This is a genomic window from Streptomyces sp. NPDC007205 (genome assembly GCF_040634095.1).
GTDB lineage: Bacteria > Actinomycetota > Actinomycetes > Streptomycetales > Streptomycetaceae > Streptomyces.
In genome coordinates, this window is the sequence record NZ_JBEYEW010000006.1 from 252,637 (window position 1) to 272,048 (window position 19,412).

17 protein-coding genes are annotated in these 19,412 nt (G+C 72.6%); 3 read left to right on the top strand and 14 right to left on the bottom strand.

Annotated elements, in window-relative coordinates; translation table 11 throughout:
• Positions 1-6 precede the first annotated feature (6 nt).
• Positions 7-420 (top strand): thioesterase family protein, encoded by a 414-nt coding sequence (locus tag ABZ624_RS13735; protein WP_360086707.1) that lies wholly within the window; start codon positions 7-9, stop codon positions 418-420.
• Entirely contained in the window at positions 417-1,094 is a 678-nt protein-coding gene (locus tag ABZ624_RS13740) for a hypothetical protein (protein ID WP_360086710.1), read from the top strand. Before ABZ624_RS13735 ends, ABZ624_RS13740 begins: the two co-directional genes overlap by 4 nt.
• On the opposite strand, the gene ABZ624_RS13745 is transcribed toward ABZ624_RS13740, so the two are convergent.
• Together ABZ624_RS13745 and ABZ624_RS13750 are read right to left on the bottom strand one after the other, a co-directional pair.
• The gene (locus ABZ624_RS13745; RefSeq protein ID WP_360086713.1) at positions 1,081-1,206 is read right to left on the bottom strand and encodes a hypothetical protein; all 126 of its coding nucleotides are present in this window, start codon (positions 1,204-1,206) and stop codon (positions 1,081-1,083) included. The two genes, ABZ624_RS13740 and ABZ624_RS13745, sit on opposite strands and share 14 nt — an antisense overlap.
• A 139-nt stretch (positions 1,207-1,345) precedes the next feature.
• On the bottom strand, positions 1,346-1,750 hold the full coding sequence (locus tag ABZ624_RS13750) for a globin (RefSeq protein ID WP_360086716.1): 405 nt from the start codon (positions 1,748-1,750) through the stop codon (positions 1,346-1,348).
• Between the two features lie 79 nt (positions 1,751-1,829).
• On the opposite strand from ABZ624_RS13750, the gene ABZ624_RS13755 reads away from it, so the two are divergent.
• Positions 1,830-2,807, top strand: a complete 978-nt coding sequence (locus tag ABZ624_RS13755) for a methyltransferase domain-containing protein (RefSeq protein WP_360086719.1) — start codon at positions 1,830-1,832, stop codon at positions 2,805-2,807.
• A gap of 30 nt (positions 2,808-2,837) precedes the next feature.
• Here ABZ624_RS13755 and ABZ624_RS13760 read toward each other — a convergent pair whose 3' ends face one another.
• The 12 genes from ABZ624_RS13760 to ABZ624_RS13815 form a co-directional block, all read right to left on the bottom strand.
• Positions 2,838-4,382, bottom strand: coding sequence for an FHA domain-containing protein (locus tag ABZ624_RS13760; RefSeq protein ID WP_360086722.1), 1,545 nt, complete (start codon positions 4,380-4,382; stop codon positions 2,838-2,840).
• 35 nt (positions 4,383-4,417) lie between these two features.
• On the bottom strand, positions 4,418-5,758 hold the full coding sequence (locus tag ABZ624_RS13765) for a VWA domain-containing protein (protein ID WP_360086725.1): 1,341 nt from the start codon (positions 5,756-5,758) through the stop codon (positions 4,418-4,420).
• Between the two features lie 100 nt (positions 5,759-5,858).
• A complete protein-coding gene (locus ABZ624_RS13770; RefSeq protein WP_360086728.1) occupies positions 5,859-7,220 on the bottom strand; it encodes a PP2C family serine/threonine-protein phosphatase in 1,362 nt (453 codons plus the stop codon).
• Positions 7,221-7,223: 3 nt separating this feature from the next.
• Positions 7,224-9,965, bottom strand: coding sequence for a tetratricopeptide repeat protein (locus ABZ624_RS13775; protein WP_360086731.1), 2,742 nt, complete (start codon positions 9,963-9,965; stop codon positions 7,224-7,226).
• Positions 9,962-11,236, bottom strand: coding sequence for a hypothetical protein (locus tag ABZ624_RS13780; protein ID WP_360086734.1), 1,275 nt, complete (start codon positions 11,234-11,236; stop codon positions 9,962-9,964). Before ABZ624_RS13780 ends, ABZ624_RS13775 begins: the two co-directional genes overlap by 4 nt.
• Positions 11,237-11,287: 51 nt before the next feature.
• The gene (locus tag ABZ624_RS13785; RefSeq protein ID WP_360086737.1) at positions 11,288-12,319 is read right to left on the bottom strand and encodes a glutamate ABC transporter substrate-binding protein; all 1,032 of its coding nucleotides are present in this window, start codon (positions 12,317-12,319) and stop codon (positions 11,288-11,290) included.
• Positions 12,320-12,333: 14 nt separating this feature from the next.
• A complete protein-coding gene (locus tag ABZ624_RS13790) occupies positions 12,334-13,764 on the bottom strand; it encodes a hypothetical protein (RefSeq protein ID WP_360086740.1) in 1,431 nt (476 codons plus the stop codon).
• A 219-nt stretch (positions 13,765-13,983) separates the two neighbouring features.
• Positions 13,984-14,979 (bottom strand): BadF/BadG/BcrA/BcrD ATPase family protein, encoded by a 996-nt coding sequence (locus ABZ624_RS13795; protein ID WP_360086743.1) that lies wholly within the window; start codon positions 14,977-14,979, stop codon positions 13,984-13,986.
• A complete protein-coding gene (locus ABZ624_RS13800; RefSeq protein WP_360086746.1) occupies positions 14,970-16,235 on the bottom strand; it encodes a 6-phospho-beta-glucosidase in 1,266 nt (421 codons plus the stop codon). The genes ABZ624_RS13795 and ABZ624_RS13800 overlap by 10 nt, the downstream gene beginning before the upstream one ends.
• A 7-nt stretch (positions 16,236-16,242) precedes the next feature.
• Positions 16,243-17,076, bottom strand: coding sequence for a carbohydrate ABC transporter permease (locus ABZ624_RS13805; RefSeq protein ID WP_360086753.1), 834 nt, complete (start codon positions 17,074-17,076; stop codon positions 16,243-16,245).
• Positions 17,077-17,079: 3 nt separating this feature from the next.
• Positions 17,080-18,021 (bottom strand): sugar ABC transporter permease, encoded by a 942-nt coding sequence (locus tag ABZ624_RS13810; RefSeq protein WP_360086756.1) that lies wholly within the window; start codon positions 18,019-18,021, stop codon positions 17,080-17,082.
• 3 nt (positions 18,022-18,024) lie between these two features.
• Entirely contained in the window at positions 18,025-19,368 is a 1,344-nt protein-coding gene (locus ABZ624_RS13815; RefSeq protein WP_360086759.1) for an ABC transporter substrate-binding protein, read from the bottom strand.
• Positions 19,369-19,412 lie beyond the last annotated feature (44 nt).

Consider the following 19,412-nt stretch of genomic DNA (forward strand, 5'->3'; position numbering starts at 1 on the left):
TCGATCTTGCGCCACATCTACCGCTGCCCGCTGCGCTGGTCCGACATGGACGCGTACGGACATGTCAACAACGCGATTTTCCTCCGCTATCTGGAGGAGGCTCGTATCGACTTCCTGTCCCGCCGCGGCAAGGAGTCCAAGCAGGGGTCCGTGGTGGCGCGCCATGAGATCGACTACAAGCGGCAGCTCGTCCACCGGCCCACGCCCGTGGACATCGAGCTGTGGGTCACGGAGATCAAGGCCGCGTCCTTCACCGTCTCCTACGAGGTGAAGGACGAGGAGGCCGTGTACGTGCGCGCCCGCACCGTCGTGGTGCCGTTCGACTTCGAGGGGCAGCGGCCGCGCCGGATCACCGCCGAGGAGCGGGAGTTCCTCCAGGAGTACCAGGACGACGCCGACGAGGAGGCCGTCGCCGCATGACGGTGCTGCACCTGGCCGACGAGACGGAGGCGGCCGACCTCGCCGCCTTCCTCTCCCGGCTGCTCCACTACGACCGTGGAGCCGCGGTGCGCCTGCAGGCGGCCGGCACGGCGCTCGCCGTCTTCGGCCGCCCGCCGTCCTTCGAGGTGCTGGCTGTACGCGCGGTACGGCTGGCGAAGCCGTACGAGAACGGGCTCGACGTCACCCTCGACGTGACCGTCTCCGCCGGTGAGTTCCTGGAGTCCGTGGACGAGCACGCGGCCACGGCCGCCGTACCGGCCGCGGTCACCGGTCCGCCGTGGGCCGGGGTACTGCCGCCACGCGGCGGCTGGCAGGCCGAGCCGGGGCTGCCCGCCCCGGACGCGCTGCGGGCGACCGTCGCCGCGGCGGTCGCCGAGTTCCGGTCCCGTACGGAGGAACTGGCACCGGACGACCGTACGCGTGCGGAGCTGGACCGGATCGGGCGGGACATCTGGTCCCGCGAGGTGGCGCGGACCGGGCTTCCGGTGCGCGCCGTGCACGCCGCCCAGTCCCTGGGCTTCCTGCGGCCGGGCGCCGATCCGGCCGACACCGGGCTGTTCTCCTCGGGGCCGTGGCTTCGGCTGCGCACTCCCTACGGGTCCGTCGCGGTACGGCGGGCCGGGCTGGGGTCCCTCGGCGTCAGCGTGCGCTGAACCACCCGGTGATCCGCACCCCTACCGGCGGGCCGTCCAGCCGGTCGGCCACGGTGAGCCGGTCACCGCGTGCCGGCCGCAGCGCCCGGGCGGCGGTCTGCGGGAACGCCACCTGGACCGTGCCCCCGGTACGGCGCGGCCGGCGGCTGCAGCGAGCGGGGGAGGGCCGAGCCCCGTGTGTCCGGAAGTCCAGACCCTGACCTTCGGCCGATGCTGACAGAGCGGACCGGGTGCGGGTAAGCGGCTGTTCGTCATTCCAGTGTGTTGATCATCGACGCGGCGGCGTATGTCAGGTAGTTCCACAGCGTCGTCTCATGCTCCTCGGACAGGCCGAGTTCGGCGACGGCCACCCGCATGTGCCGCAACCAGGCGTCGTGCGCCGCCCGGTCCACGGTGAAGGGGGCGTGCCGCATGCGGAGCCGGGGGTGGCCGCGGTTGTCGCTGTAGGTGGTGGGGCCGCCCCAGTACTGCATCAGGAACAGGGCGAGGCGCTCCTCGGCCGGGCCCAGGTCCTCCTCCGGGTACATCGGCCGCAGGAACGGGTCCTCGGCGACTCCCTCGTAGAAACGGTGGACCAGCCGACGGAAGGTCTCCTCCCCACCGACCTGCTCGTAGAAGGTCTGCTCCTGAAGCGTGCCGCGCCGAATCTCATTCACCCGTCCATCGTCTCAGACCGGGTGACCCAGGACTCAAGGCCTAGGACCCAGGGGCCCGGCTCGCCCCTACTGTGGAGCCATGGGCGCCTACGACACCGAGACCGACCGTCTGGCCGCCGTCGCGCGGGCCGCGCTGGTGCGGGAGATCGACGCCGACGGGGCCTTCGCCGGGGACCCGGTGTGGCGGGAGACGTTCGCGGCGGTGCCCCGGCACCTGTTCGTGCCGTACTACTACGTCGCCGGTGCCCGCGGCTATGAGCGCCGCTGGGGCGAGAGCCCCGATCCCGAGGCCCGCGCCCGCTGGGTGCGCGGCGCCTATGCGGACGTACCGCTCGCGACCCGGCTGCGCGACGGCGAGCTGCTCTCCTCCAGCAGCCAGCCCTCCCTGATGGCCCGGATGCTGGTCGCGCTGGAGGTCGAGGACGGCGACCGGGTCCTGGAGGTGGGCGCCGGCACCGGCTACAACGCCGCCCTGCTCGCCCACCGGCTCGGCGACGACGACCTCGTGACCACCATCGACCTGGAACCGGAGATCACCGAGTCGGCCCGCCGGCACCTGGCCGCGGCCGGACACCGCCCGGCCGTCGTCACCGGCGACGGCGCGCGCGGAGTGCCCGAACGTGCCCCCTTCGACCGGATCATCGCCACCTGCGAGCTGTCCACGGTCCCGCGCGCCTGGCTCGCCCAGTGCCGCCCCGGCGGCCGGATCCTGACCCCGCTGGCCACCGGTCTGCTCGCGCTCACGGTGCGGGACGCGGCACACGCCGAGGGCCGTTTCCTGCCCTCGGCCGCCTACTTCGTACCGCTGCGCGGCCAGGGCAGGGCACAGCCGGAGGGGGTGTCGCTCGCCGGGCTGCCGGCCCGGGCCCGCGAGCAGGAGACGTTCCGCTTCCTGCTCGCCCTGACCGGGGGCACCCTCGATCCGCAGGAGGCCTACGCGCTGTGGGAGCGCGAGGGCATGCCGGAGCGCGAACGGTACGGCGTCACGGTCGCCGGCGAGCACACCTGGGCGTGGCTGGACGAGCCGGAGGGGCCGTACGCCTGGCCCCTGCCCTGACTCCCGCCGGCCCCTGGTGCCCGCTGGGGCCTAACCGCGGCGGATGGTGATCGTCGTCCAGGCGCCCACGTGCACCCGGTCGCCGTCCTGCAGCGGGACCGGCACGAACGGCTGGATCGGTTCCTCGGACATGTTGACCGTGGTGCCGTTGGTCGAGTTCTGGTCGACGACCGCCCAGGTGCCGTCCGGCTGCTGCACCAGCACCGCGTGCTGGTGCGAGACGCCCGGGTCCTCCGGCGGCACCGCCAGGTCGACGTCGGGGGTGTCGCCGGTGGAGTGCCGGCGCCGGCCGATGGTGATCTGGTTGCCGCTGAGCGTGCGCTGCTGCTCGGGCGAGTACGCGGGCAGGTTCAGACCCGCGGCCTCGGGGCCCGAGCGCTGCATCATCGCCATGAAGTACGCGCGGTCCGGGCCGATGGTCGCCGTCCAGGTGGCCGGTCCCGCGGGCTGGTGCGGGAAGCCGGGGCCGCCGGGCGGTGCCTGCGTGGCGCCGGGCTGCGGGTAGCCGTACCCGCCGGCCGGACCGCCGCCGGGACCCTGCGGCTGCCCCGGCCCCGCAGGGCCGGCGGACGACGGCGGGGAGATCACCCAGTCGTCCTCACGGCCGCCGAAGGACGGGCCGCCGGGGGGCGGACCGCCGGCCGGGGGCCGGCCGGTCTGGTGCGGGAACGCGGGCGGCGCGGGCGGACCGGACTGCTGGTACGCCTGCGGGGCGCCGCCGGGACCGGGGCCGGCGGGCGGGGTGGGGCCGGGCGGCGGGGGCATCGGACGCGAGGGGTCGCCGCCGAAGCCGGAGGGGCCGGGCGCGCCGGGGCCGCCCTGGGTCGGCGCGGGGCCACCGGGGCCGGAGGGCGCACCGCCGAACGGGCCGCCCGGACCGGACGGCTCACGGCCGAAGGACGGCGGACCGGCGGGACCGCCGGGTCCCGGGCCCTGCCCTTGTCCCTGGCCGGGACCCCGGCCCTGACCACCGCCGAAGCCGGAGGGACCACCGAAGCCACCGGGCCCACCGTGTCCACCGTGTCCACCGGGACCCTGACCCTGACTCTGCCCCGGGCCGCCGCCGAAACCGGCGGGACCGGACGGGCCGGGCGGGGCCGGCGGTGCCGACGGGCCGCGGTCGCCGGCGAACGGCGTCGGGCCCGACGGCTCGCTGCCGAAGGACGGGATCGGCTCGGCGGGCCGGTTGATCTGCGAGGGCCGCGAGCCCTGGTACTCGTACCCGTCACCGCCGCCGTACGTCGCGCTCGGCGGCTGGAACCGCGGCTGCGGCGAGTGCGGCGCTGCCGGGGTATACGAGGTGGCCGTGTTGGTCAGGAAGTTCCACCGGCACTCCTCGCAGAACGGCGCGCCGCCCTCGCGGGGCGTACGGCACTGCGGGCACAGCTCCGGCTCCGGGGCCGACGCGCCCGGCGGGCGTCCGCCGGCCGGGCCGCCCTGCGGGGGCGGGAAGCCGTAACCGCCCGCGGGCGGGGGCGGCGGAGGGGGCGGAGGTACGGCACCGGCCATGCGGTGACCGCAGACCTCGCACCAGTCGTCGGAACCCGACTGGTGTCCGTTCGGGCAGGTCGGCATGTCGGCGCTTCCCCTTCTCCGGATGTCCTACTGGATCACTTCTTTACACGAACAGTCTTTGTGGACCGGGTCTCCAGAGTCATCGCATCCGCCTCCGCGACCTTCGTCTTCAACCGCACAGTACCTGTCGCGGCGTCGACCACGTCCACCACCTTCGCAAGCAGTTTCGCAGTATCTGCGTTCCCGGAGGCGCTGGCGAGCTGAACAGCGCGCCCCAGTTTGGCGGTTGCTCCATCGAAATCGCCCGCTTTGCGAAGGTCCAGCCCTTGTTGGATGGCCTGTGCCAGTTCGGCCTGCCCGGTGTAGTGGGCGACCTGGGGGTTGATCGAGGTCGAGGCCGTCATGTCGTCGGTCCATACCGCGCGTACCAGACCTTGTGTGCCCAGGTTCTGTGCCGATCCGTCCGGTTGTGGCACGACCAGGGAGACCCGGGCGGCGAGCATCTCCTGGCCGAGTCCGGCCGGCGGGACCTGAACGCACAGGTGGTAGTCGCGTGACTCGTCGCCCCAGGACCCCGTCGGGTAGTCCCCGGCGCGCGGCCCGGCCTCGGTGCGGCGGGCGGTCAAGTCCGTGACGGTGGGCGCCACTTGCTTGACGAACCGGATGGTCGTGCCGACCGGCGTCCACACCCTGAGCGAGACGTCGGCGACCTCCTTGCCCATCGCGGTCTCCATCATCCGCGTGAAGTCGGCGGCGAGGCCGGCCGGGTCGGCGACGATGTCGGCCGTGCCGAGCAGCGCCGAGGCGATCCCTGTGACTTCTTTCACTTCCCAGTCGGTGCCCACGCCCCGCGCGTCACAGGTGAACCGTCCGGCACAGGCCTCCAGCGCGGCCCTCAGATCCTCCGGCGACTCGTGCTCGTTGCGGCCGTCGGTGAGCAGGATGCCGTGCCGGATGGTGACGTCCGCCGAGTTCAGCAGCCGGTCCGCCAGGCGCAGCCAGGTGCCGATGGCCGTACCGCCGCCCGCGCTGAGCCGTCGTAGCGCCTGCTTGGCCTGCTCGCGGGTGGTGGCGTCGGCGACCGCGAGCCGTCCGCCGCCCGGATAGACCTCCTTGGCCACATGCGTGCCGCCGATCACCGAGAAGTGCGTGCCGTCCCGCAGGGCGTCGATCGCGGCGGCCGTGGCGTCCCGGGCGCCCCGCATCTTGGTCGGCGGGTAGTCCATGGAGCCGGAGCAGTCCACCATGACCGCCACCGCGGCGGCCGGGCCGTGGCCCTGCGGGTACACCGGAGCCACGGTGCTGCCGACGGTGCCGCCGCCGGTCGCCGTCACGGTGACGATGGCGTTGACCTCGCGGCCGCCCTCGGGCAGGTACTCGTTCTGGTAGACGTCCATCGAGAACTGCGGCACCTGCGACTTCGCGAAATTGGCCATGCGTACTCACATCCCCCTCGACCGCCCCGCCGGCGCAGGGCGATGACTGTGAACGGACCGGTCCCCTCCGGTCCTTTGAGGCTTCCCCGCGTCCGCGGCCTCAGGCCGATCCTGCCCCCTGGGGCGATGCCGGGAACGGCACGACGGCCACTGTTACGTTGTCGTGGCCCCCGCCGTCCAGGGCATGGCCGACCAGCACCCGGGCGCTGTGCAGCGGGCGCGTGGCCGCGTCCGGGGGGACGACCTCGGACATCTCCTCGGCCGTCTCGGCGTAGTTCCACAGGCCGTCGGTGCACACCACCACGACACCTGACCGGTCCGGCTTGAAGGACGCGGTGTGCGGCTCCAGTTCGTAGGCGTCCGCGCCGAGCCAGCCGGTGATCGCGTGGGCGCGCTCGTCGGCGTACGCCTCGGCCTCGCTCATCAGGCCGGCGGCGACCATCTGCGCGGCCCAGGAGTCGTCCTCGGTCAGCCGGGCGGCCGGTGCGCCGCGGTCGTCCGGCACCCAGTAGACGCGGCTGTCGCCGACCCAGCCGACGACCAGCAGCCCGGCGGTGACCACCGCGCCGACGATCGTGCAGGCCGGGGCGTTCTGGTGCGGGGCGTGCTCGCGGGCCGTGGCGGGTTCCTCGGCGAGCTCGTTGACGGCCTGCGCGGCGGCGACGATCGCCTCGTGCATGGCCGTCTGCGGATGCGTGCCGCGCGGCAGCGCGGCCAGCAGGGTGTCACCGGCCGCCCGGGACGCGGCGGTTGACGCGTCGTCGGGGCGGGTCGCGGAGGACACGCCGTCGCAGACGATCGCGAGGACGGCCGGGGTGCCGTCGGGCAGCGTGGTCCGGCCGACGGTGAAGGCGTCCTCGTTGCGGTGGTGGCGCAGGCCCCGGTCGCTGACGGCGGCCACCGGACCGGACTCGCGCTCGACGTGGTCGCGTTCACGGGGCTGGGCGTGCCCGCAGTTCTCGCAGTAGCCGTCGCTGTCCACCCGGCCCGCCCGGCAGGCCACGCACACCTGCGCGGGCTCCTCGGGTGCGGCGGTGTTCTCGGGGATCTCGGCCACGCGCGGGTCGGGCGCCTGCAGCGGGTACTCCTCGGGCTCGGCGGGCCGGTCGAAGCTCACCCCGGAACCGGCTTGCTGCCCCGCGCCCCCCTGAGGGCCGGCCTCGTGCTCGGACAGCGGTGAGCCGCCGGAGTCGGTGCCGGGCAGATCGGCCGGCAGATGCGCCGCCGGCGGGGTGCCGGAGCCCTCCGGCTCGGGGGCGGGCCAGCCCACGCCGTCCCCGGCGGAACCGGTCGCGGAACCGGTCGCGGAGCTGGTCATGGTGAGCGTCGGATGGTCCTGCGGCGGCGCGGGTACGACGGACAGGTCGTATCCGCACGCTCCGCAGAAGAGGTCACCCGACTCGACGGGCTCCGCGCAGCTCGGGCACTTCGACAGTGCGGCCTGCTGGGGCATCTGCGACATCAACTACACCCACGTCCGGGGGCGGTAACGGTTCGCCCGTTCCACCAGTTCGATCCTCTCCTCGCCGCCGGGCGCCAGCCGGGCCAGCGTGCGGTAGGCGCGCTCCAGGCCGAAGCGGAGGCCCCGCTCGTCCAGACCGCTGCCCAGCAGCACCCGTCCGCCGGCGGCCAGCCGGGTGCCCTGGCCCCCGGAGAGTATCCAGTCCAGCGCCGAGCCGAGCACTTCCGCGGCCAACTGTTCGCGCCGCGCCGGGTCCAGGCCGTACGCGTCCAGCGCCTCGACCTGCCCGGCGGCGGCCGTCAGGTCGTCCAGGAACGGTACGTCACCGGCGACCGCGGTGCGCTGTCTGAGCCGCGCCCGGACGGCGGCGACCCGGGCGGCCGTGTAGTGGATGGAGGACTCCGGCACCGACTCCAGGGTCCGCACGGCGCCCTGCCGGTTCCCGGCCGCGAACTGCACCCGGGCCAGCCCGAAGGCGGCGCTCACATAACTCGGGTCGGTCGCCCACACCAGGTGGTAGTACTCGGCCGCGTTGTCCAACTGGCCCAGCACCTCCGCGCACAGGCCGAGCGCGAGCTTGGGCGCGGCCTCGCCGGGGAAGGCGTCGTAGACCGCGTCGAAGGCGAGCGCGGCGCCCTCGAAGTCGCCGGTGACCAGGGCGGCCACGCCCCGGCACCACACCACCCGCCAGTCGTCGGGCCGTTCCTCGTCCAGTGTGGCCAGGCTCATCAGCGCGGCCTGGTGGTCGCCGCTCTCCAGCCGGGCGCGGATCTGCCGGAGCCGGGTCTCCACGGTCCGCGCGGGCGCGGCGTCGAGCGCGCTGATCAGCTCGGCCGGCGCGGAGGCCAGCAGACCGGCCAGGAAACCCGCGTTGGGGTCACCCGGGTCGACCAGCGGGACCGGCAGGGCGAGTGCGGTGGCGGGGGTGTCGACGGGCTTGACGGGAGCCGCCGGGAGCGGGGCCGGGACGCCGGGCGACACGGACGCCGCGACGGCTCCGCCGACTCCGGGACCGGGTGCGCCGGCCGTGGGACCGGCTGGGCCGAGCGTGGCTGCGGCGGCGCCGGAACCGGCCGTCCCCGGCGCGGGCAGGCTTCCGTGGCCGGCCGCCCCTGGCGCGAGCCCAGCGGCGCCGGGGCCGGGCGTCCCCGGCGCGGGCGCACCGGTACCGGCGGCCGTGCCCAGGCCGGCGGGAGGGGCGCCGGCCGTCGACCCCCGCGCGCCCGCGGCCCTCCGCTTCCGGCCCCGCACCTCGCGCGCCCCCAGCCGGGACACGTCCCCGTCCAGCCGGGGGAACACCTCCCGGTCCATGACCTTGACCTCGGGACCGAACAGGGTGGAGAGAGCGGGCCGCGCGTGCCCGGTCTGCAGCGAGACCACCTCGCGCAGCACACCGGTCAGCTGCTCGGCCATCTCCTGCGCGGAGGCGAACCGGCGGGCGGGGTCGGGGTCGGTGGCGCGGACCAGGAGCCGGTAGAAGGACTCGTAGCGGCGGAAGACGTCGATGGTGTCGGGATCGGGCAGGGAGTCGACGTAGACGTTGGTGTAGCCCTGGAAGTCGAAGGTGAGCACCGCGAGCGTACGGCCCACCGTGTACAGGTCGCTCGCCACCGACGGGCCCACCTCGGCGACCTCCGGCCCCTGGTAGCCGACCGTGCCGTAGATCGCCGACTCCTCGTCGTCCATGCGGCGCACCGCGCCCATGTCGATCAGCTTGAGCTGGTCCTCGGTCTGGATGGCGTTGTCGACCTTGAAGTCGCAGTAGAGGAGGTTACGGCTGTGCAGGTGGCCGAGGGCCTCCAGCGCCTCGATGCCGTACGCGCAGGCCTGCTCCACCGGCAGCGGATCGCGCCGGCCGTCCGGGCTGCGGCGGGCGTTGGCGATCTCCTTCAGGGACTTGCCGCCGACGTACTCCATGACGATGTAGCCGTCGAGGGAGCCGGTGCGCTGGTCGAGGTGCTCGACGAAGTTGTAGATCCGCACGATGTTGGCGTGCTCGATCTCCGCGAGGAAGCGCCGCTCGGAGATCGCCGCCGCCATCGCGTCCTGGTCACCGGTGTCCAGCAGACCCTTGAGCACCACCCACCGGTCGGAGACGGCCCGGTCCACGGCGAGATAGACCCAGCCGAGCCCGCCGTGCGCGAGACAGCCGGCGACCTCGTACTGCCCGTGCACCACGTCCCCGGCCTTCAGCTTCGGCACGAAGGAGTACGGGTGCCCGCACTTGGTGCAGAACCCCTCCGTGCGCCCCGGCCGGTCGCCCCGGGCCCGGCCCACCGGCGCCCCGCAGGCCGAGCGCGAGCAGAACCGCTTCCGCTCGGGCACCTCCGGGTTCTCCAGCACCATCGCGCGCGGGTCGGGCCGGGGCACCTGCGGCACGTTCACCAGCCCGGCGCCGAGCCGCCCGCGCGTGGACGTGCCGGAGGAGGAGCCGGAGCTGCGCACCGACACCGAGCGCCCGGTGGACCGGCCCGACAGGGACCGGGAGAGCCGGCCGGACACCGAGCGGCGCGACTTCGACGACTGCGAGGACGTACGCGAGCTGCTGCGGGAACTGCCGCTGTCCGCCGCGCTCCTGGTCAGTCCGGTGGGCGGCGAGCCGACCATGCCTCCCCCGGAGGGGGAACCCCCAGCCGACACCACCGGTGCCAGTCCGCAGGTGCCGCAGTACAGCTCACCGCCGCCGACGTCCTCGTACGCCCCCTCGCAGCCCGGCCGCTGACAGGACTGCCCCGGCTGACTCATGACTGCTCCCCCTTACGGTCCTCGGGCGCGCCGGCGCCGCCGAGCAGCTCGGCCACCAGCTGCTGGTAGCGCAGCACGGCCTGCTCGGCCACCCGCAGGTCGCAGGGCGCGCTCCACAGCATCCGCCGGGCCGCGTCGTACCGCTCGACCAGGAACGGGTCCTCGGCGAGCCCGTGCCGGGCCACCTTCGCCCTGTACGCGTCGAGCCGGCCGCGCAGCTCGGCGCGGACCGCGAGCGGTGCGGTGACCGCGGTCAACGACTCGCGGGCGCGCAGCAGTTCGTCCTCGGCTTTCTGCTCCAGGGATTCGAGGAGCGGGGAGAGCCGGTGCCACTGGGCCTGCCGCCGGTACTCGGCCGCCGTCGCCAGCTGCTCCTGCAGCACCGTCGGCGGGCCGCTGACCACCGGCACCTCGGTCGCCGCGATCTTCGCCAGCACCTCGCCGCGCGCGGTGCGGGCCTCGGCGAGGGTGCGGTCCGCGCGCGAGAGCACGTCCCGCAGCCGGATCAGCCGCGCCTCCGCGTCCTGCCGGACCGTCAGCACGGCGTCGATCTCCCGGCGCACGTCCTCCAGGGCGCGCGCCTCACGGTCGTACACCAGGGTGTCCGGACGGCCGCCGCCCGGTGCCGAACTGCCCTCGGCCGGCACCCAGAAGGCGAGCGGGTCCGAGACGACGTCCTCCCGCAGCCTGGTCAGGGTGCGTGTGATCCGCTCCAGGTCGTCACCCGCCGGGTGCTCGCCGGGGCGTACGCCGACGGAGTGCGCGAGCGCGCGGGTGCGCTGGAGTTCCGCGGCGAGCAGATCGATCCGTGCGGGCAGCGCCGACCACACCGCGTCGGCGGCGACGACCAGGTCCAGGCTCGTCGCGTACAGCTCGTTCATCCGGTCCACCAGCGCGGCCAGCGAGAAGGACTCGCTGAGCCGGCCGTTCCCGGCGACGGTGACGGACGGCCCGCGCAGCAGCTCGGTCAGCTCCTGCAGGTCCTCACGGCTGGACCAGCGGCGCCGGGCGCGGATCTCGCGGGCGGCGCGCAGCGCGTCCGCGTAGGCGTCGAAGTACCCCCACAGCAGGGTGATCCGCGCCTCCGTGACCTGCCAGCGTTCCTTGGTCACGCCGGCCAGTTCGGCGCCTTCGAGGAGTCTGCGGCCCGCGTGGTCCTGCAGCGCCAGCAGCGAGGTCTCGATCGCCTCGTGCTCCTGGCCGAGCCGCGCCAGCGCACGGTCCACCTCGTCCCGGTCCATCACCGGCCCGGCGGGGTCCGTGACGCCCATCGATCACCTCTCGCTGCGTTTCAGTGTTCCGGTCTCCCGGTCGGATGTGGCTCAACTCGTCCGCAGATACCGCGGCGCGGGCGGCTTGGACGCGTTCGGGTCCTTCCCCAGTGTCGCCGACAGCCATGTGTCGTACGACGCCTGCCAGCCGCTGGCGCGGTAGTCCACCAGAACCCGGTTGACCCGGCGTACCAGATCGGAGGCGTCCTTCTTCATCGCCACGCCGTAGTACTCGGTGGTGAACGCCCCGCCCTTCAGTTCGACGGTCGGGTCCTGCGCGGCCTGGCTGGCGGCGAGCGCGCCGTCGGTCACCACCGCGTCCACTTCGCCGAGTTGCAGCCGGACCAGGCAGTCCAGCTGGTTCGGGACGGTGGTGGAGATGTCCGTGGAGGCGGGCAGGGTGCCGCTCTTCCGGTCGGCCTCCAGCTTGGTGTACGCCGTCGAACCGGCCGCCGTGCAGACCCGCTTGTGCGCCAGGGTGTCGTTGTAGCCGGTGATGGACGACGACTTGGGCGCCAGTACCTGCTGGCCGGTCCTGAAGTACGGCGCGGAGAACGCCACTTGCTGGAGGCGTTCACAGGTGATCGTCATGGTCCGTACGACCATGTCCACCCGCCCGTCCTGGATCGCGGAGATCCGCTGGCTGGTCGGTATCGCCTTGAACTGCACCGCGTCCGGGTCGCCGAGGAGGTCCTGCGCGATCCGGTGCACCAGGTCGATGTCGAAGCCCTCCAGCTCCGCGCCCTCGGTGTTCGGGTTGCGGTAGCCCCAGTGGTAGCTGTTCTGGTCGACACCGACGATCAGCTTGCGCCTGGCGCCCGTACGGGCCTTGATCGCGTCGATGGTGGGCCCGTCCGCGCCGGACGGCGACAGTGTCTGGTTCTGCGCCTCGGAGGGGTTGCAGTCCCCGGCGCGGGCCTGGATGCCGGCGGCCACCCGCTGCCCGGCGGCCCTGCCCTCGGCCGGTGCCTTCTGGGTGCACGGCAGCAGCAGGGCGAACGCGAGGGCGAGCGCGCACAGCACTGCCATCGCGCCGACCCCTCCCCAGCCCCGCAGGGAGGCCCGTACACGTGCCGCGTACATCGTCATGCCCCCTGTCACCGGTACTCCGAGAGTCTGCGGCCGATGCCGGCCAGCGCGACGGCCGCGCCGAGCACCGCGAGCACGGCCGCGCCCACCGGCAGCCCCGCCATCGCGTCCCGTCCGTCACCGGCGGCCCGCTGGAACTCGCCCTGCTCATGGTCGATGGCCTGGGCGAGATTGCGGTCGACGCTGTCGAAGCACTCACCGGTGGCGCCCTTGGCGCCGATGACCTTGTCCAGCGCCTGCTGGTAGTTGCCGTCCTCGTCCTCGGCGCGGGCGGAGGCGTGGCGCTGCTTCCACACCGCCATGTTCCCCTCGGCCGCCTTCACCGGCGTACGTCCGCCCTGGTCGTCGGCGAGGTTCTCCGCCCCGGTCAGGCCCTTGCCGAGCACGGCCATGTCCTTGTCGAAGTCGTGGTAGTAGGCGTCGTACGTCTTTCCGCCCACCGTGACCGTCTCGGCGCCGCGCGCGACCAGGCTCAGGTTCTCGTTCCCACGCGCCTTCAGGGAGGCGATCCGGGCGTCGTGCAGCACGGTCAGCGAGCGGACGCCGTGGTCGTAGGAGCCGTTCAGCTCCGAGCGGGCCACCGCATGACCGACGACCAGCCACAGCAGGGCGACCGCGGTGGCGGCGCCGGCGGCGACCAGACCGTGGTTGAGCACGCGGTTCGTCCGCCGGTACGAGCGGTGCTGGGCCCAGCCGAGCGCGGCCAGCGCGAGCACGCCGAGCGCGATGGCGATCCACGGATACGGCGTCGCGTCCGCGTAGTCGGCGTCGAGCCGGGCGTTCTCCTTGGTGTAGAGATCCTCCGCCGCCGGGAGCATCTCCTTCTGCATCTTCTCGTTGGCGTAGCGCAGATAGGCGCCGCCGACCGGATACCCCTGCCGGTTGTACGTCCGGGCGCGCTCGACGAGCCCCTTGTACACGGGCAGCAGCGTGTTCAGCTTGGCGATCGTCGCCTCGGAGGCCGAGCCCGGCTCGGCGTTGGCGGCGGCGGTCACCAGGCCCGCGGCGGCGGTCCGGATGTCCTTCTCGTACCGGTCCCGGGAGGCGGCCGGCTCCTGGCCGCCCGCGAGGAAGCCGCTGGAGGCGGCCGTGTTGGCGTCGGCCAGCGACCGGTAGATGTCAGCGGCACCCGAACTGAGCGGCTGGCTGCGGTGCAGCACGTCGTCGGCGGCGGCCGCCCGCTCACTGGCCTGCCAGGCGGTGACCGCGCCGAACGTCACGACCAGCAGCGCGAGGACGGCTCCGATGATCCGCAGCCGCCCCGGCTCGGTGGTCGCCGCGGCCCGCAGCCGGTCGACACCCTCGGCGAACGCGGTCCGCCGGGCGGGCGGCAGGGAGCCCACGGGGGCCGGCCGGGCGGGCTGCGCGGGGATGCCGGGGGTGGCGGGCACGCCGGGGCCCGTCACCGGCGGTGCCGCGCTCTTCGGCGGGTGTGTCACTTGACCTCCCCCATGGTCATCCGTTCGCCGCCAAGTATCACCGCACGGACTGACATCCGCACCGGCCTTCACTGGATCTTGATCGGATCGCAGTGTGTCCGACGGCGCGCAGTGCCCGGCGCACCACCCCCTGCGAATGAACACGCCGGTCGTGGTGGATCGGTTCCCCGGTCCGCGGTCGCGTGCCGGACCGGGGCACCGTTTCGCCGTGCCGGTGGTTCAGCCGGCGCCGGCGCAGCTGGTGAAGTGCTCCCAGTACCCCCGCGCCCGCTCCCGCGCCGCCGCCCCCGCGCCCAGCCGGTCCAGGCCCAGCAGGGCCGCGCCCAGGACCGGGCGCGCCGTCACCACGCGGACGCCGGCCTTCGGGGCGCGGGCCGTCAGCAGGGCGTGGATGCCGTCGTCGAGCAGGGCGTGGCCGGCCGTCAGGACGCTGCCGCCGAGCAGGACCGGCGTCTCCTCGTCGAGCAGCTCCAGACGGGTCAGCGCCACCGTGGCCATCACCGCCACCTCCTGCGCGAGCCGGTCGACGATCGCGCGGGCCACCGCATCGCCCCCGGCGGCCGTCGCGAACAGCACCGGAGTCAGCTCGTGCCGCCGGCCGTGGTCGATGTGCTCCAGGTGCAGCGCCTCGATCAGCGCGTACATCGTCGGCAGGCCGAAGTGCGCGGGCAGGGTGCGGGCCAGGGCCGTCGGGCCGCCCCGGCCGTCCGCCGCGCGGGCCGCGTGCCACAGCGCCTCCTCGGTCAGCGCCCAGCCTCCGCCCCAGTCACCGGAGATACGGCCGAGGGCGGGGAAACGCGCGGTACGGCCGTCGGGGCGCATGCCGACGCAGTTGATGCCCGCCCCGCACACCACGGCCACCCCGCGCGGCTCGGCGACGCCCGCCCGCAGGATCGCGAAGGTGTCGTTGCGGACCTCCACCGACGCACCCCAGCCGCGTTCCTCCAGCGCGGTCGCCAACCGCTCCTCCTCCACGGGCAGATCCGCGTTGGCCAGGCAGGCCGACACATGCGCCACCGATGTGACGCCCGCGTCCGCGAAGGCCCGCGCGACCGGTTCGCCCAGCGCGTCCAGCGCCGCCGGCACACCCACCGCGGGCGGGCGGAAGCCGCCGCCGCGGGCCGTGGCCAGGACCTCCCCGGCGGCGGTGACCACGGCCACGTCGGTCTTGCTGTTGCCCGCGTCCACCGCGAGTAGGGTCGAGGTCAGGCCCACGCGAGGTGCTCCCGGTTGTGTGCGATCAACTGGTCGGTCAGGGCGTCGGCGTACGCGTACTGGCCGATCAGCGGGTGGGCGAGCAGGGCGCGGAAGACACGGTCGCGGCCGCCGCGCAGCGCCGCCTGCAGCGCCAGGTCCTCGTACGCCGTCACGTTCGCGATCAGTCCGGCGCACAGCGGGTCCGGCTCCGGGACCGGCAGCGGGGCCGGACCGTTCGGGCCGACCGCCGCCTGCACCTCGATCACCGCGTCGTCGGGCAGGAAGGGCAGCGTGCCCCGGTTGAACGCGTTCACCACCTGGTACGGGCTGCCACCACCGGCGAGCAGCGCCGCCGCCAGGTCCACGGCCGCCTCCGAGTAGTAGGCGCCGCCGCGCCTGGCGAGCAGCGCCGGCTTCTCGGCCAGCGACGGGTCGCCGTACATCGTCAGCAACTCGCGTTCCATGGCGGCCACTTCGGCGGCGCGGGACGGCTTGGTGCGCAGTTCGCGGACGACCTCGTCATGGGCGTAGTAGTAGCGCAGGTAGTAGGAGGGGACCACGCCCAGGTGGTCCAGCAGGGGGCGCGGGAGGCGGAGGTCCTCGGCGATCGCGTCGCCGTGGTCGGCGAGGAGCTTCGGCAGGACGTCGTCGCCTTCGGGGCCGCCCAGGCGCACACCGGTTTCCCACGTGAGGTGGTTGAGCCCCACATGGGCGAGGTGCACATCCGCCGGGGTCACGCCGAGCAGCCCCGCGAACTTCCGCTGGAAGCCGATCGCCACGTTGCACAGCCCGACCGCCCGGTGCCCCGCCTGGAGCAGGGCGCGGGTGACGATGCCGACCGGATTGGTGAAGTCGATGATCCAGGCGCGCGGGTTGGTACGGCGGACCCGCTCGGCGATGTCCAGGACCACCGGGACCGTGCGGAGCGCCTTGGCGAGGCCGCCCGCGCCGGTGGTCTCCTGGCCGATGCAGCCGCACTCCAGCGGCCAGGTCTCGTCCTGCTGCCGGGCCGCCTGTCCGCCGACGCGCAGCTGGAGCAGCACGGCGTCGGCGCCGTCGACGCCCGCGTCGAGGTCGGCGGTGGTGACGATCCGGCCGCCGTGGCCCTGCCTGGCGAAGATGCGCCGGGCCAGGCCGCCGACCAGCTCCAGGCGTTCGGCGGCCGGGTCCACGAGGACCAGTTCCTCGATGGGCAGGGTGTCCCTGAGACGTGCGAAGCCGTCGACGAGTTCGGGGGTGTAGGTCGAGCCTCCGCCGACCACGGTGAGTTTCATATACGGGTTAACCCTTCACTCCGGTGAGCGTGACGCCTTCCACGAACGCCTTCTGGGCGAAGAAGAACACGAGGATCACGGGGGCCATGACCAGCACCGTCGCGGCCATGGTGAGGTTCCAGTCGGTGTGGTGGGCGCCCTTGAAGGACTCCAGGCCGTAGGACAGGGTCCAGGCGCCGGGGTTCTCGGACGCGTAGATCTGTGGACCGAAGTAGTCGTTCCAGGCGTAGAAGAACTGGAAGAGGGCGACGGCGGAGATGCCCGGCCTGGCCATCGGCAGCACGACCCTGAGCAGGGTCCTGAGGTCTCCGCAGCCGTCGACCTTCGCCGCGTCCAGGTACTCGTTCGGGATCGTCATCAGGAACTGGCGCAGCAGGAAGACGGAGAACGCGTCGCCGAACGCCATCGGGACGATCAGCGGCCACAGCGTTCCGGAAAGGTCCAGTTGCCTCGCCCAGAACAGGTACATCGGGATGACGACCACCTGCGGGGGCAGCATCATCATCGAGATCACCAGCATGAGCGACAGATCGCGGCCCCGGAAGCGGAACTTGGCGAGCGCGTACGCCACCGGGATCGAGGAGACGACGGTGAGCACGGTGCCGAGCCCGGCGTAGATCAGTGTGTTCTTCCACCAGGTCAGAAAGCCGGGTGTGTCGAGGACCTTCGTGTAGTTGCCCCACTCCCAGGTGTGCGGGACCAGATCGCGGCTGAGCGCCTGGGTGTCGCTCATCAGCGAGGTCAGGAAGACGAACACGAAGGGGAGGGTGAAGAACAGGGCGGCGGCGACGCCGAGGGAGTGGACCGCTATCCATTCGAGATGCGCCTTGCGGCGGGTCATACGTCAGTCACCTGCCTGGATGAGACCGCCCCGGCGCCGCATCAGCAGTGCGGTGAACACCATCGACAGTGCGAAGAGCACCAGGGCCACCACACAGGCCGAGCCGTAGTCGAAGCGCTGGAAGCCGAGGTTGTAGACGAGCTGGGGGAGGGTGAGCGTGGACTTGTCGGGGTAGCCGGGTTCGAACTGGGCGCCCGCGCCCTGGATCACGCCGGAGGCGACCTTCCCGGCGATCAGCGGCTGGGTGTAGTACTGCATGGTCTGGATCACGCCGGTGACGACCGCGAACATCACGATCGGTGAGATGTTCGGCAGCGTGACGTACCGGAACCGCTGCCACGCCGACGCCCCGTCCAACTCGGCCGCCTCGTACTGCTCGGCCGGCACGTCCAGCAGCGCGGCCATGAAGATGACCATCAGGTCGCCGATGCCCCACAACGCCAGCAGGGTGAGGGCCGGCTTGGACCAGGCGGGGTCGCTGAACCAGCCCGGCGCCGGGATGCCGGCCTTGTCCAGGACGGCGTCGACCGGTCCCGTGCCGGGGTTGAGGAGAAAGGCGAAGGCCATGGTCGCCGCGACCGGCGGGGCGAGATACGGCAGGTAGAACAGGGTGCGGAAGACACCCGTACCGGTCTTGATCCTGGTGATGAGCAGTCCGATGCCCAGCCCGAAGACGACCCGGAGGGTCACCATGACCAGGACCAGCCAGAGGGTGTTGCGCAGGGCCGGCCAGAAGAGCGGGTAGTGCGCGAAGACGTACGTCCAGTTCTTGCCCCCGCTCCACGTCGGCGGCCGGAACCCGTCGTAGTGCATGAACGAGAAATAGACCGTCGAGATCAGCGGATACGCGAAGAACACCGCGAAACCGATCAGCCAGGGCGACATGAAGGCGGCCGTGCGAAGCGCCGAGCGGCGGCGTTTCGACGCCGGAGTGACCGTACTCATCGGCTACTTCGCCTGCGCTATGTCCGTGTCGATCTGCGCGGCCGTCTTCTGCAGACCGGCCTTCAGATCCTTCACCTTGCCGCTCTCGTAGTCGTAACCGAACTGCTGGATCGTCACCAGGTACACACCGCCGTTGAGGGAGGCGGGAGTGGTGGTGGAGTTCGGGTTGGCGGCGATGTCGAGGAAGGTCTTGAAACGCGGGTCGTAGGTCAGTTTCGGCGACTTCAACGCGGCCAGGGTCGAGGGCACGTTGTGGATGTCGTTGGCGAAGCCGACCACGGCGTCGGTGTCCGTGGTGATGTACTTGACGAACTCCCAGGCCGCGTTCTGCTTGTGACTGGTGGCGGCGATGCCCGCGATGGTGCCGGTGATGTAGCCCTTGCCGTACTGGCTCACCTGGTCGTCGGGGACGGGCAGCGGGGCGACGCCGATCTCGAACTTCGGCCTGGCCTGCTCGGCCATGCCGAGCCGCCATTCGCCGTCGAGCTGCATGGCGACCTGACCGGTGTGGAAGGGGTGCCTGGGACCCCACTCGTCACCGAGCGTCGACCGGAACGTCTCCAGCTTCTGGAATCCGCCGAGTTCGTCCACGAGCCGCTTCTGCAGCTCGAAGCCCTTCTGGAACGCCGGGTCCCTGGCGAGGTTCGACTTGCCGTCCTTGTCGAAGTACGTCGGCGAGAACTGCCCGAAGTAGTGCTCGGTGGTGGTCTCCCAGCCGTGGTAGTCCGGCATGAAGCCCAGCTGCTGGTAGGAGTCACCCTGGGAGACGGTCAGCTTCTTGGCGTCGGACTCGAACTCCGACCAGGTCTTCGGAGGCGCGGCGATACCCGCCTTCTTGAACGCCGTCTTGTTGTAGTAGAGCCCGTACGCGTCACCGAGCAGCGGCGCCGTACAGCGCTTGCCGTCGAACCGGGTGTACTCGTTCATCGGCTTCGGGAAGGTCGTCTGCGGATCGATGCCCGACTTCTTGAAGAAGGGGTTGAGGTCAACCAGGGCTCCGGAGGAACAGAACCTGCCGACGTTGTTGGTCGTGAAGGAGGAGATCACATCCGGCGCTTTGTCACCCCCCGACCGCAGCGCCTGGTTGATCTTGTCGTCGGTCATGTTGCCGACGACGTTCACGTGGATGTTGGGGTGCGCCTTCTCGAAGCCGGCGACCAGCGACTTGACGGCCTGCATCTCGTTCGGCGCGCTCCAGGCGTGCCAGAAGTTGATCGTCGTGTCCTTCGAGGCGTCGTCCATGGCACCGGAGCCCGACTGCCCGGTACAGGCGGTGGCGAGCAGCGCGAGGGACGCAGTTGCGGCAAAAGCTGCTTTTCGGGCAGCGGAAGGTATGACTTCGGGCATGGCGAGGTCTCCCGGGGGGACGGGTGGGTGGAAGAGGGGACGCT